The organism is Corallococcus praedator (assembly GCF_003612125.1).
In the GTDB taxonomy this organism is placed as follows: domain Bacteria; phylum Myxococcota; class Myxococcia; order Myxococcales; family Myxococcaceae; genus Corallococcus; species Corallococcus praedator.
The window spans coordinates 1-12,702 of the sequence record NZ_RAWI01000028.1 but is presented as its reverse complement, the minus strand read 5'-3'; the positions used below and the strand labels follow the sequence as shown (position 1 = coordinate 12,702).

Genomic DNA, 12,702 nt, shown 5'->3' with positions numbered 1-12,702 from the left:
GCCCTCCGCGCACGCAGGGAAAACAGTTTTGACTGTTTTATCAGGACCACCATACTGGTTCACCTTCCCCCCTTGCTCGGAGGTCTTCGCATGAAACAATCCCCCCGCATCCTGGCCCTGGCGGTCGTGGGCGCCCTGTCGGCGCTCGCTTCCGGCTGCGGCCCTGACGCCGCGCCCGTGGACGCGTCCCCCGTGGGCTCCGCTTCCCAGGAGCTCGCGTGCAGCACGCGCATCACCTACGGCGACCGGTGGATCCGTCCCTCGGGCCACCCGGCGCAGTATGACGTCGCGGCGGACCTGGTGACGTGGGACGGCGCCTGCATCAACGAGGGCACCAATTCCTACGCGGTGCTCTCCAATGGCTGGCGGCCGTACTTCACCGGCAACAACGCGTGTGTCCTCGCGCTCGACACGGATTGCGCCGGGGCCGCCGCGTGCGCGACGCGCGTCACCTACGGGGCGGCGTGGCTGCGCCCTGCGAACCACCCGGCGCAGTACGACGATGTTGGCGGACGCGTGTATTGGGACCGGGCGTGCACGAATGCGTCCCCCAATTCCTACACGGTGCTGTCGAACGGCTGGGCGCCGTACTTCAGCGGCTCGAACGCGTGTGGCATGTCATTCCGCTACACGGGCTGTGGCGGGCTGTACCAGAACCCGGTGGTCCCCGTGGACTGCGCGGACCCGGGCGTCATCCATGATGGGACGCGGTATGTCGCCGCCTGCACGTCCGGCGGTGCCGCCAGCGCCTTCCCGCTGCGCACGTCCACGGACCTGGTGAACTGGACGGGCGCGGGCTCCATCTTCCCGTCCGGGACGCGGCCCTCGTGGGCGACGGGCGACTTCTGGGCGCCGGAGCTCCACAAGGTGGGAACGCGCTTCATCGCGTACTACACGGCGCGGCACTCGGACGGACGTCTGTCCATTGGCGCGGCCACGTCGGCCAGCGCGCTCGGGCCGTTCACCGACCTGGGCCGGCCCCTGGTGCACGACGCGGGCATGGGGATGATTGACGCGACCTTCTTCAAGGACACCGCCGGCACGCCGTTCCTCGTGTGGAAGGCGGACGGCAACGCGGTGGGGCAGCCCACGCCCATCTACGGCCAGCAGCTGGCGGCGGACGGCCTGTCGCTGGTGGGCACGCGCCGCACGCTCATCACCAACAACCTGGGGTGGGAGGGCGGCGTCGTGGAGGCGCCGTGGGTCGTCGCGCGCGACGGCTACTACTACCTCTTCTACAGCGGCAACGCGTACTACGACAGCAGGTACGCGGTGGGCGTGGCGCGGGCCACCAGCCCGCTGGGTCCGTACACGAAGCTCGGCGCGCCCATCCTCGCGACGGGTGGCGGCTGGGTGGGGCCGGGGCACAACTCCGTCGTCACCGGGCCTCGCGGTGACACGTTCATGGTCTATCACGCCTGGAACAGCGCCCACACCGCGCGGGTGATGCTCGTGGATGCCATCACCTGGTCCAACGGCTGGCCCGCGGTCCCCGAGGGTCCGTCGGCGGGCTCCCGGCCCCTGCCGTAGCGCGACGTGCATGACCTGGCCGGCTCCCGTGAGAGGGAGCCGGCTGGCCTCAGACATCGCCGAGGGAAACAAGCAGGCTGTCGCCTTCACCCTCTCCGGAGTCCAAGTCGTCCAGTGGGATCCTTTTCGTCTTGGGAGCGACGTCGTACCCCGTCACGATGTTGCCCAGCGCCTTCAGGGCCCGCTTGAGTGCATCCAGGATTTCCTCGCGGCTCAGCTCCTCCAGGTCGATGTCCTTTCCGGCGAACTGCGTCCAGGTGCCGAGTCTCCCTTCAAAGACGATGTTGTCGGCTCCCTTCACCTCGATGGGCAAGGTCGAATCTGGGACGCGCATGATGTGGTCGGTGACCACCTTCCGATTGAGTCCTCCAAAGTCGGCGTAGAGGGCCGCACGAAGGAACTCCTCGACCGTGTTCTGCACGGGAGCGGGACCGCTGCGTTTCACCTGTTGATACGCCGGGCTGAAGACGCTTGTCAGCCGCATTTTCCCCTTTGCAAACCAGCGCTGGGAGAGGGTCTCGAGGTCCATGTCGCCCAGGACCTTGCGGTCCGTGTCGCTCAAGCGCTCGCGGAGGTCCAGGAGGTCGAAGCGCGGCAGGAAGAGGAAGCGGTTCTTTCCCGCCCCGATGTGATGTTCGAACGTCAGCCGGTGCAGGACCAGGAACAGATACGCCAGCAGCCGGGGGTGTTCGCGGCCGAATCGATGGGGCAAAGACAGGTTGAAGATGCTCGCGACGACTTGCATCTCGGCGTCGCCATGCCTGGGTTCCAATAGCGCATCGAAGGGGTGCTCCTTCTTGACAAGACATTCGCCCAGGTAGTCCAGGTTCGTGGAGAAGTTCACCTGGATGCAGTCATCCGAGATGAACTTGCCAGCGGGCGTCAGCGTGGCGGCCCGGACTTCCGCCACCCGTTGATCCTCCGAGGGCCAGCAGCAGCAGAAGAGGCTCTGCCAGTAAGGGACCTCCGAGGCACCCATGCGTTCGTCGACGTCCTTGGAAATCCGCTTGGGGGAGACCTTGAGCAGCGTGTGCTGGGTCTGCCTCACGAAGGACTCGATGGATTCCATCCTCTTGATGCCCGACAGGGCCTCGACGAGCGCCACGAGCTGCTTGACCTGGACCTTCCATTTGGGGGCGGAGTCGTAGGGGTTGAGGTTGACGTTGGAGACAAGCTCCAAGGTCGACGAACCGCCCATCGTGCCTGTCTCGATGACCGCGTTCACGCCAGGCTTGACCTGGGTCTTGAACAACGTCACGCCTTTGTACAATCCGTCGAAGACTTTTCCGGACTGGGTTCTTACATTGACATTCAACTCGACTTCGAATCCCAGTGACATGCCGATGCGTCTCCGTGAACAGCCGATCCGTATCCGTGGAATGACCAGGATACACGGCCGGGAGGACGCGATGCGATATTGCGAAGGCCCGCGGCAACGACAGTGCATTCGGGAGGGCCGCGCCTTCCGCGGTGGGGAAGTGCTCTCCCACCGCGGTGAGCGCATCAAACGCCCCGTTACTCGGTGATGGTGAAGGCCACCGGGATGCTCTGGGCGGTGGAGTTGTGGCCCACCAGCGTGACCGTCGCGTCGTAGGTGCCCGGGGGAAGCTTGCCCTGGACGATGATGTGGAAGCGCTCCACCTTCCCCGTCTCCATCCAGATGGGGAAGGCACGGGGACAGGTGGAGAACAGACACCCGAGCGCCTCTCCCAGTGCGATGAACGGCGACAGGGGCGCGAGGCCAATGGCCAGGAAGGGCGCGCTGATGCCTGACTGCCCCACGTTCGCCCAGAGCGAATCCAGGTAGCTCTCCACCTGATCCAACGGGACGCTGACCGCCTCCTTGCCGGTGCCCGTCACCTCGAGCTTGGAGAGCACGGCATCCCCGTGGAGCGTCTTCTCCCGGAACACCACGGGGATCAGCGCGCGCTGGTTCTTCTTCACCGTGACGGGCGTCGTGTCATAGGCCAGCTCCACGTCGGCCGGCAGGAGCATGGCCCCCTGCTGCGTCACCCCCTGGGTGAGCTGGAAGGAGCCCTGGCTCTTCACGTTGCCGGGGCGGAGCGTCACCTGGGCCTGCGTGCCCTTGATCATGCTGGGAGGCTGACCGGAGGCCGACAGCTCCGGCGAGCTGAGGGCGCCGGCATTCACCTCGCCGCCAAGCGCGAACGCGGGGCTCTGGACGGTGCTCGTCGCCACCTGGATGACGGACTTCGCATCCCAGTACAGCCGCTCCGCGGAGCCCACCGTCACGCTGCCCGTGATGGGCGTGTTGCCCGTGGGGGTGATGAGCAGGCCCCGGGTGAAGCCCGTGAGCGTGAGGTTGCTGGCGTGGATGACGGCCGCGTCGGAGAAGAACAGGGACTTGTCCGTGCCGCTCCAGTCCTCGGGGAAGGTGGCGGTGGGGTTGGAGTCGCTGGTGGTATCCCGGGTGGTCAGCCCGACCACGGAGTTCGCGGTGGCGGAGCCGACTTCGACGCTGCCCAGCGTGCCGGCGGTGAACTGGATCTGCGTCCCCTCCAGCACCAGCAGCCCCGTCTGCGCGCCGACCTGCGCGTTGGTCAGGAAGAGGCAGCGCTGGTTGTTGGGGAACATGGGCGCGGGCACCAGCACGCCAGGCGCGTCCACCTGGGTCTGGCCTCTCGTGGTCAGGACGATGGAGCTGCCCGACAGGTCCACGGTGGAGGCGATGCCGGTGGGCTTGTCCTTCACGGCCCGCTTCCAGCGGGACTCCAGCGAGTCGAGCGACTCTCCCGCCCTCCGACTCTCGATGTCATCCGCCTGCGGGGGGCCGTCATCCGCGTCGTCGCCACAGCCGAAGGACAGGAAGACCGCGGCGCACGCCACGGCCAGGGATTTGTTCGGGACTCGCACGGTGTCTCCAGCGTGGCAGGGGTTGCTTCCATGCTGTCTTGTCAGCTGCCGGTCTCTTTGGATCCCACCCAGGGCGCAATCGCGTGCGCGATGTGCGCAACCGTGCCACCTGAGCCTTGCCGCACCGGGCCATGGCCGGCCTGCGAGTCCTGCGGACGGATGCCCGCACACGGTTGGCGGCACCCTCCCCCATGGTCATGGTGAAAAGGAGGGCGTGATGACACCGGACACGAGCACGGCCGAGCTGCGCGAATTCATCGGTGAGCTCCGGGCCGTGGACAACCACACCCATGCGAACACGACCGTGCCCGGCGACACGGAGTTCGACGCGCTTTCGTTGGAGGTGCTGGGGGACTTCCCGCTCCCTGTGACCTTGCAGCCGGAGAGCCCTGTTTGGGTGGCCGCGTATCAAGCCCTCTACGGATATCCCCACGATGAGCTGCTGAGCGACGAGCACTGGCTCGTGCTGCGGGCCACCATGCGGGCCATCGCCGAGCAGCACGGAGAGAGATTCCCCGAATGGGTGCTGGACCGCGTGGGGACGGAGGTGATGCTCACGAACCGGGTGGCGATGGGACCGGGCCTTTCGCCGCCGCGCTTCCGCTGGGTGTCCTTCGTGGATGCACTGATGTTTCCGCTCTCCACGCGCGCGGAAGCCGCCAGGACGCCGGATCGCCTCAAGCTGTATCCGCAGGAGGTGTCGCTCCTGCGGCGCTACCTGGCGGAGCTGAAGGTCGCGGAGCTGCCGGGGACACTGGAGGCGTACCTGCGGACCGTGGTGACGCCCACGCTGGAGCGTCACAAGCTGGCGGACTGCGTCGCGGTGAAGTTCGAGGCGGCCCTGCTCCGCTCCCTGGACTTCGCCGACGTCCCCGCCCAGACCGCGGCCGCCGTGTACTCGCGCTACGTCGGCGGTGGAGAGCCGTCCCATGCCGAGTACAAGGCGCTCCAGGACTTCCTGTTCCGGGAGATTTCACGCGAGGCCGGCCGCCTGGGGATGGCGGTCCACCTCCACGCGTTCGAGGGCCCGGGTGCGTACTACGAGACCGCCGGAGCCGACCCGCTGCTGCTGGAGCCGACGTTCAATGATCCGACGCTGCGCCACACCCGCTTCGTCCTCGTGCACGGCGGTGGCGTCTTCGCGGCCCATGCGCGCGCGATGATGTGGAAGCCGAACGTGTACGTGGACACGTCCGCGATGGCGTTGCTCTACACGCCCCAGGCGCTGGCCGCGATACTCAGGGACTGGTTGCGCCAGTTCCCCGACAAGGTGCTCTTCGGGACCGACGCCGCGTCCTTCGGGCCGGACACCGGCTGGGAGCTGGCCGCCTGGATTGGAACGAGCCAGACGCGAACCGCGCTGGCGATGGCACTCGGCGACATGGTTCGCGGTGGGGAAGTGAGCCGCATCCGCGCCGAGGAGATCGCGACGATGGTGATGCGCACGAATGCCGGGGAACTCTACGGCCTGTCCCTTGGCACCGGGAGCATGCTCCGCGAGCCGTGGGCGCAGGAGCCAAGTCACCACCAGCCTCCGTGAACCAGCCGTTTCGGCCCCGGCCTCCCCTGTAACAACCTCGGGATTCTCCAGCGCGCCCGTGCTCTCATCCGCGAGCACCGGGTGCAAGGCCCGCGCTTGCTCAAACAACAGGGGACTGAAGATGCCTTCCAGCCGTCCGACGAAGATTGCGGTGATTGGCAGTGGGCTCATGGGAAGCGCTCTGGCGCGGGCCTTCGCCGCGGCGGGGCACGAGGTCGCGGTCTGGAACAGGACGCCAGCCAAGGCCAGGGCCGTGGGCGGTGGCACCCTCGCGTTCGAGAACCTGGGCGAGGCCGTCTCCGGACGGGAACTCGTGGTCGTCTCGCTGTCCAACTACGCCGCCTTCTCCGAGCTGGTCTCCTCGACGAGCGTCGCGGCCGCGCTCGCCGGGACGACGCTCGTCCAGATCACCAGCGGCTCCCCCGCGGACGCGCGAGGAGGGCTGGAGTGGGCGAAGGCTCACGGCGTGGACTACCTGGATGCCGCGATCCTCGCCTACCCGGCCTTCGTGGCCACCGACTACGCCACGGTCTTCTACGCCGGGTCGAAAGCCACCTTCGACCGGCACGCGGAGACCCTCCAGGCGATCGCCAGGAACTCCGTCTTCGTCGACGAGAAGATCGGCTCCGCCGCGACGCTCGACTGCGCCATCCTGGAGGCCTACTACGGAGGCACCCTGGCGGTCCTCCACGCCGCGGCGATGTGCAAGGCAGAAGGGCTCGATCCGAAGGCCTTCTTCGCCCAGAAGAACTCCTTCCTCGGCCTGATCTCCGTCACCGCCGACGCCGCGCAGGGGATGATCGACCGCAACGACTTCTCGGGTGATCAGTGCAGTCTCAACACCCACGTCGCGGCCATCGAGCACATCGTCCGGCTGAGCACGGACGCCCGCATCAGCGCGCGCTTCCCCAAGGAGCTGCTCGAGAACTACCGGCGGGCCCTCGGCGCGGGCCTGGGTGAAAAGGAATTGCCCGCCGTGTTCAGCACCCTGAAGCAGGACTGATCCCGACCGTCCCCGCGATTGCCGAGGCCCTCTTGCGTGCAAGGGGGCCCTGCCGCGCTCCCAGTCAGCGCTTGGGGGAGACGTTCTTCTGGAAGTCCCCCATCATGTTTCCTGGGGCCTGGTAATTACAGACCACATACGTTTCGTACAACCTGGAGCCCTTCCCCTGGGCGACGGCACAGCCCACCTTGGTGGTGCCCTTCCAGACCAGCTGCGTGAAGTGGCCGGTGGCCTTGGAGGAGGAACCGTTCTTGAAGTCGTACAGCTTCATCTCGTCGTACCAGGCCTTGACGGCGGCAGCCGCGATGGCGGCCGCCTCCGCCTTCGTCGAGCTCCCGGCCCAATAGAGGTTCTCACCGTATCCGTGGACGAGTCCCCGGTGGGCCTCGCCGAGACCTTCGGACGTCGAGACCTCTCTCGCGCGGCCCTTCGCGAAGGCCACGAGCGCTGGATCCACCTCCAGCCTGGGAGCGTCGTGGCGCGAGCGGTAGCCATTGTGCGCATTCAGCAAGATCGCCTGGATTTCATGGGTCGTCGCGTCAGGGAAGGGTTCGCGCGCGAGTGCACTGGGAGCGGTGAGCAGCAGCAGGGTGAACAGGACTCGATGGGTGCGCATGGTCGGCGACCCTATCCCACCGGGTCGCCCCAGGGACCGGCAAGGTTTGCCGGCCGGAGCTGCCCACGACTGGCGGGGCTTGCCGTGAAAAGCCCTGCCGCACGGGGGAATGCGGGCGGGAGGAGCGTGGCACGTGCCTTGAAATGGGTCCCTGCATGCTCATCAAGAGCACGTCAAACCCAGACAAGGAGAAACACACAATGCTCACGAACTTCATCAAGGCGCTCTCGCTGTCCGCGATGGTGGCGGTTCCCCTGGCTGCGTGCGGCGGCATGGAGGAGCAGCAGCCCGAGCTCCAGGATGAGACCGCGATCGGGCAGCGGGAAGACGCCTTCTCGGGCAACTGGAACTACTCGTGGGGGGATACCCAGACGAGCTCCGTGGACATCGGCACCTCCGTCAACCGGACCTGCTTCCTGTCGGGCATCGGCGGGCACATGCGGCCCGTGGGCGCCTTCCTCTACTCCGGCGGCACGTACCCGGCGATGGCCGGCGTGCGCAAGAACGCCAGCGGCAACTACGAGCTCTTCGTCCAGCCCGCGGCGGGAAAGCACCTCATCGCCTTCGCGCGCTGCGTGAACACCTCGGCGAACCGCCTGGAGGTCGACTGGAGCACGGGGCAGCAGGCCTCCTCCGGTGACAAGGTGATTGGCCCCGCCAATGGCACCCGCCAGTGCTTCCTGCAGCAGGTGAAGAACCTCGCCGTCGACATCAAGGACAGCAGCGGCGACATCACCGGGTACGGATGGGCGTTCGACGATCAGGCGAACCCGGACGAGGCCCGGGTCTTCAACGATGGCTCCTACTGGAAGCTCGTGGCCAAGCCCGGCACCCACTCCTATCCGGTGAACTACCACGTCACGGCCGTGTGCCTGGACGCGACCCAGGACCTGGGCAACTGGAACTGGATGGCGGGCAACCCGGGCACGGCGCAGATCAACCTCACCAACACGGCCGGCGCGACCTGCGGCGTCACGGGCGTCCGGGGGAGCTTCCAGGCCACCCTCGGAGACTGGGCTGACGCGGTCTCCATCAGCACCACCGGCAGCCAGTTCCACCTGGACCTGGCCAATGGCAAGCGCGGCTGGGCCGGCTGCATGCAGTAAGGCCTTGCCCGCGAACGGCCCCCCGGACTTCAACAGTCCGGGGGGGGTTCCCCTCAGCGCTTCCGCGTCATGACGCCGCCCTGCTCCAGCAGCTCGAAGAGGTCCACGAGCGCCTCCACGGGAAAGACGTGGCCGTACTCGGCATAGGCCGCGTCGCGGATGTCCGCCACGGAGCGCCCGCCGTCGGCGTAGCTCGCGAGCGCTTCGGCCAGTTGGTAGAAGCGCAGCTCGCCCTCCCCTCGCTCTCGCAGGGCCGTGGCCGCCGCGGTCAGGGCGGCCTGCACCGCGTCCACCCGGGGCTTTGCCTCGGGGGTCGCACGGCGCTCCACGTCGTCGAACGAGGCAAGCTCCTGGCCCTTCACGCGACGCGGAACGAAGGCCCGCGCCCGACGTTCGGCCTCGCTGGGAGCAGGCTCCTTCAACGACACCCCGCGCGCCTTGGCCTCCACCTCCACGCGCTTCAGGGCCTGCGTCTCCGCGGTCTCCAGCGCCCGGGCCATGGCCTGCACCGGCGCGGCGGGCGCCCCCAGGGGCACGCAGGAGCTCAGGGCGTCGCGCTCGCGCTGGTAGGCGGCGCGCACCACGGCGCGGGCCAGACGGGCGGTGCCGGGCAGCTGCGCGACGGGCGTCGCGGCCAGGTCGCGGCGGGCCCGGAACTCGTCCTCCGCCACGCGCCGCACGCCGTGCACCGACACCAGGCGCGCCAGCTCCAGGGCGCCCGTGCCTTCGGCCCAGGCGGCGACGGTGATGCTCGCCAGGCCCGCGAAGGCGGCGCGGTGCAGCTGGGTGGGATCCACGTTCTCCGGCCGGTCGCCGCTGGTGTGGTAGCCGTCGTCAGGCCAGGTGGAGAAGGCCACGCCGGGGATGCCGTGGTCGTTGAAGAGCTGGTGGTCCGAGCCCCGGCTGTAGCGATCCATGTGGGCATCCAGTGGATCCTGCGAGCCGGTGACCGAGCCGATGCGGAAGTCCTTCCTCGGCGGGTAGGCCACCCCGTTGAAGCGGTTCATGAAGGCCACCGTGGACTCGGACACGGCGTTCACGAAGCTGCCATTCCAGTCCGGCGTGTAGGACACCAGGAAGCGCGAGTGGGCGCGGGTCATGCTGGCGCCGAGCATGTCGAAGTTGAACTGGACCACCCGCCGCACCGGATCCGCACCGTGGAGGGAGAACCATTCGCGGGTGCCCTCGAACTCCGGCAGCCACAGCACGCGCAAGGTGCGCACCGGAGGCGGCAGCACGCCCCGGCGGATGAGCGTGGTGTACGTGCGCACCAGCTCCAGCAGGGTGGCCGCCCCTGATGCGTTGTCGTCGGCCCCGGGCTTGTAGTGGTCCAGGTGCGCGGTGAGGACGACCTCTTCCCCAGCGCGGGTGCCGGGGATGACGCCACTGACGATGCTGAGATGTCCGGTGGGCGCTTCCGAGGCGACGCTCACGTCCACCTTCACCGGGCCCTCCCGCAGCTGGGCCCGCAGCTCGCGCCCCTGCCGGTCCGAGACCATGAACAGGAAGGGCGGGCGCTGCCCCTGCGGCAGCAGCGCATTCGGGACATGGGCCCAGCCCACCTGATCCGGGAAGTCACCATCCATGCGGTGGGGGGCGTTCCAGGGCGGCGTCGAATAGGAAGACACCACGCCCACCGCGCCGAGCTTCGCCACCGCGGTGCGCAGCGTGGCCGTGGGATGGCCTCGGGTGAGCGCCACCCTGCCCTTCAGGTCCTTGCCCGCGTACTCCGCATCCTGGGTGCCCGTGCCCACGTCGACCAGCTCCAGGCCCGTGCCCTCGAAGCTGCCACTGCCGCTCGCCAGGGACATGGGCAGGTCCGCGTAGGACGTGACCCGGTAGCGGTGGGGACCGGCCACCCACAGCTCGCCCCGGGTGGCGCGCCACTGGGGGCCATCCTTCATCGCCTCCAGGTGCACGTCCTGAAGCCCCGCGGCCTGGGCGGCGGCCAGCGTCCATCCGGCCGCCTCGGCGTAGCCGTCCTGGGCGTCCCGGGCGAGGAGCGACAGCCGCTGCACGCCGTCGTGGATGCGGTCGCCCGAGCTCTCCTGGATGAGGGCGTGCACCACGTCGTCCCGCAACACCAGACCGGTGGTGGGCGACACGGGTCCCAGCGGGGACGTGGGCGGCTGGGCGGCGGCGCCCAGCGCGGCGAGCACCACGAGGACTGCGAGGGGGAGCGGGCGGGCGGTCATGGGTTGTCCTGGAAGCGCCCACCCTATGATTTCCGTGCAGCCCGAGCACCCCTCTTCCGCTCCGCGCCGTGACGCCCTGGGCTCAGGGCAGGGAGCCCCCCGGACACTCATTCTTTTCGGGCGCGTCGGAGGATGTGTCGCGGCGCCACTCCCTTTCCAGCAGTGAGAACAGGGCGGTGTCCGTGAAGCCACCGGGCCCGGCGCAGTTCTCCCGCTGGACGCCTTCCGGCTGGAAGCCCGCGCGGGTGAGCACGCGCATCGAGGCGGCGTTGCGCGGGTCCAGGCGGGCCTCGATGCGGTGGAGCCCCATCTGAACGAAGCCGAAGCGCAGGAGCGTGGGCAGCAGCTCCTTCATCACGCCCTGGCCCCACAGGGGCATGGAGAGCACGTAGCCCACTTCCGCGTTGCGGTCGCGCGCGTTCCAGTGGAACAGCCCCACGCTGCCCAGGGGGACGTCCTGCCCCCGCTCGCACAGCACCCAGCGGAAGCCCTCGCCGCGCTTCGCGGACTCCAGGTCCCGCGCCAACTTCTCGCTCGTGGCCTTCGTGCTCCCCAAGTCGTCATAGAGGAGGTAGCGCGACACCTCGGGGTGGCCGTAGACGACGGCCAGCGCTGCGGCGTCCTCCAACCGGGGCTGCCGCAGGCGGAACCGCCCGGTCTCGAGTTCAGGGTACGTGGTGAAGGAAGGGATCGACATGGCGCCGACCCTACCCTGTCGTCGGGCTCCAGGGCCGGAGCCCGAACAGCAAGAAAGCCGACGCGATGTTCATTCAGAAGGCAGCGCCCACGGCGAGCATCGCGCCCCCCGGACGGGTGCGACGGACACGCGGGGCAGCCGCCGCAGCTCCGGGTCCGAGTTCCACTGGCGCACCAGGTGCTCCGTGGCGCTCTGCGTGTAGTGGGCGCGCAGCAGGTAGGACGTGCCGCTCACCGCCATCAGCAGCGCGGCGCGCTCGCCATCCACCACCACCTGGGGGTCGCTGTCCGTCACGCGCAGCAGCTCCGCCAGCCCGAACATCACCACGGACGCGCCCACGTAGAGCCAGCCCGCCGTCGCGAGCTGCCGGCGGATCTTCCGCTCCTGCGCGAGGAAGCGGTTGAGCCGGTAGTCCACGCGGGCGATGGTCCGGCCTGGATCCGCCGCCGGATCCGCGTCGGACGCGTTGAACTCCTCCAGGAGGAGCGCGGGGTCCTCGCGACGCAACTGCTGCAGCAGGTCCAGGCTGCCGAAGAGCAGGCTCACGCCCAGCGTGCCGAAGCCCTGCAGCCGCGCGTCAGTGCCCTCCTGGGACAGCAGGATGGCGCTGGAGCCCAGGGAGGACACCACCGTCGCGCTGAAGAGGATGAGCTCCGCGCGGTCGCGGTCCTGCGCCACCGCACTGAAGGTCTCCACCACCTGCCGCATGCGCTCGCGGTCCGCCAGCGAGATGCCGTAAACGGGCTCCAACCCGGCCTTGCGGGTCTGCTCGAACGCGGCCAGCGCCTGGGGACCGAAGGGCGTCGCGAAGAGCTGACGGAGCTCATCCTGCATCCCGCGCGAGACGGGCGGCGCGGGCGCGGAGACAAGGCTCGCGAACTCGACGCCCTGCACCAGAAAGGCCCAGCCGGCCTCGAAGGCGAGCCATCCGCGCGTGCCCAGATCCGCGCGGTAGCCCAGCGTGGCGTTCGCGGTGCGGGCGGCATCACGGGTGACGCGCACGGACAGCGAGTCGCCCTCGGAGTCTGCTTCGCGGCCCTGGTGATAGGTCATCCCGCCCTGGAGGAAGAAGGAGCGAGCGACGCCCAGCGGATACACGCGCGCGTGCGCGGTGAAGCGCGTGCCCCACAGCCCCCCGCCC

General features: G+C 68.7%; 10 protein-coding genes. 4 read left to right on the top strand and 6 right to left on the bottom strand.

The features are described from left to right. The first annotated feature begins 90 nt into the window (after nucleotides 1-90). Entirely contained in the window at nucleotides 91-1,530 is a 1,440-nt protein-coding gene (locus tag D7Y13_RS05900) for a glycoside hydrolase family 43 protein (RefSeq protein ID WP_120583176.1), read from the top strand. 49 nt (nucleotides 1,531-1,579) lie between these two features. Here D7Y13_RS05900 and D7Y13_RS05895 read toward each other — a convergent pair whose 3' ends face one another. Together D7Y13_RS05895 and D7Y13_RS05890 are read right to left on the bottom strand one after the other, a co-directional pair. Beyond that, on the bottom strand, nucleotides 1,580-2,869 hold the full coding sequence (locus tag D7Y13_RS05895) for a hypothetical protein (protein WP_147444267.1): 1,290 nt from the start codon (nucleotides 2,867-2,869) through the stop codon (nucleotides 1,580-1,582). Between the two features lie 176 nt (nucleotides 2,870-3,045). Continuing rightward, on the bottom strand, nucleotides 3,046-4,404 hold the full coding sequence (locus D7Y13_RS05890) for a hypothetical protein (RefSeq protein ID WP_120534432.1): 1,359 nt from the start codon (nucleotides 4,402-4,404) through the stop codon (nucleotides 3,046-3,048). 217 nt (nucleotides 4,405-4,621) lie between these two features. On the opposite strand from D7Y13_RS05890, the gene D7Y13_RS05885 reads away from it, so the two are divergent. Both D7Y13_RS05885 and D7Y13_RS05880 read left to right on the top strand, forming a co-directional pair. Then, on the top strand, nucleotides 4,622-5,944 hold the full coding sequence (locus D7Y13_RS05885; protein WP_158620336.1) for an amidohydrolase family protein: 1,323 nt from the start codon (nucleotides 4,622-4,624) through the stop codon (nucleotides 5,942-5,944). A gap of 121 nt (nucleotides 5,945-6,065) precedes the next feature. Then, nucleotides 6,066-6,947 carry an NAD(P)-dependent oxidoreductase gene (locus tag D7Y13_RS05880; protein ID WP_120583174.1) on the top strand — a complete coding sequence of 294 codons (882 nt, stop codon included), beginning with the start codon at nucleotides 6,066-6,068 and terminating at the stop codon, nucleotides 6,945-6,947. Nucleotides 6,948-7,011: 64 nt separating this feature from the next. Here the strand turns inward: D7Y13_RS05880 and D7Y13_RS05875 are convergent, their stop codons facing one another. After that, nucleotides 7,012-7,563, bottom strand: a complete 552-nt coding sequence (locus D7Y13_RS05875; RefSeq protein ID WP_120583173.1) for a CAP family protein — start codon at nucleotides 7,561-7,563, stop codon at nucleotides 7,012-7,014. A 200-nt stretch (nucleotides 7,564-7,763) separates the two neighbouring features. Here D7Y13_RS05875 and D7Y13_RS05870 point away from each other — a divergent pair, with 200 nt between their 5' ends. Continuing rightward, nucleotides 7,764-8,669, top strand: a complete 906-nt coding sequence (locus D7Y13_RS05870) for a hypothetical protein (RefSeq protein WP_120583172.1) — start codon at nucleotides 7,764-7,766, stop codon at nucleotides 8,667-8,669. Between the two features lie 53 nt (nucleotides 8,670-8,722). Here D7Y13_RS05870 and D7Y13_RS05865 read toward each other — a convergent pair whose 3' ends face one another. From D7Y13_RS05865 to D7Y13_RS45645, 3 genes are all read right to left on the bottom strand, one after another. Then, the gene (locus tag D7Y13_RS05865) at nucleotides 8,723-10,864 is read right to left on the bottom strand and encodes a M28 family peptidase (RefSeq protein ID WP_120583171.1); all 2,142 of its coding nucleotides are present in this window, start codon (nucleotides 10,862-10,864) and stop codon (nucleotides 8,723-8,725) included. An 82-nt stretch (nucleotides 10,865-10,946) separates the two neighbouring features. Further along, complete coding sequence (locus D7Y13_RS05860) at nucleotides 10,947-11,561, bottom strand: GNAT family N-acetyltransferase (RefSeq protein WP_120583170.1); 615 nt, start codon at nucleotides 11,559-11,561, stop codon at nucleotides 10,947-10,949. A 69-nt stretch (nucleotides 11,562-11,630) separates the two neighbouring features. Next, the coding region (locus D7Y13_RS45645) for a hypothetical protein (RefSeq protein ID WP_158626146.1) at nucleotides 11,631-12,702 on the bottom strand (1,072 nt) is incomplete at its 5' end.

Coding starts and splice junctions, on each gene's coding strand:
- D7Y13_RS05860 (WP_120583170.1), bottom strand. CDS start 11,561: ATGTCGATCCCTTCCTTCACCACGTACCCTGAACTCGAGACCGGGCGG.
- D7Y13_RS05865 (WP_120583171.1), bottom strand. CDS start 10,864: ATGACCGCCCGCCCGCTCCCCCTCGCAGTCCTCGTGGTGCTCGCCGCG.
- D7Y13_RS05895 (WP_147444267.1), bottom strand. CDS start 2,869: ATGTCACTGGGATTCGAAGTCGAGTTGAATGTCAATGTAAGAACCCAG.
- D7Y13_RS05900 (WP_120583176.1), top strand. CDS start 91: ATGAAACAATCCCCCCGCATCCTGGCCCTGGCGGTCGTGGGCGCCCTG.
- D7Y13_RS05875 (WP_120583173.1), bottom strand. CDS start 7,563: ATGCGCACCCATCGAGTCCTGTTCACCCTGCTGCTGCTCACCGCTCCC.
- D7Y13_RS05880 (WP_120583174.1), top strand. CDS start 6,066: ATGCCTTCCAGCCGTCCGACGAAGATTGCGGTGATTGGCAGTGGGCTC.
- D7Y13_RS05870 (WP_120583172.1), top strand. CDS start 7,764: ATGCTCACGAACTTCATCAAGGCGCTCTCGCTGTCCGCGATGGTGGCG.
- D7Y13_RS05885 (WP_158620336.1), top strand. CDS start 4,622: ATGACACCGGACACGAGCACGGCCGAGCTGCGCGAATTCATCGGTGAG.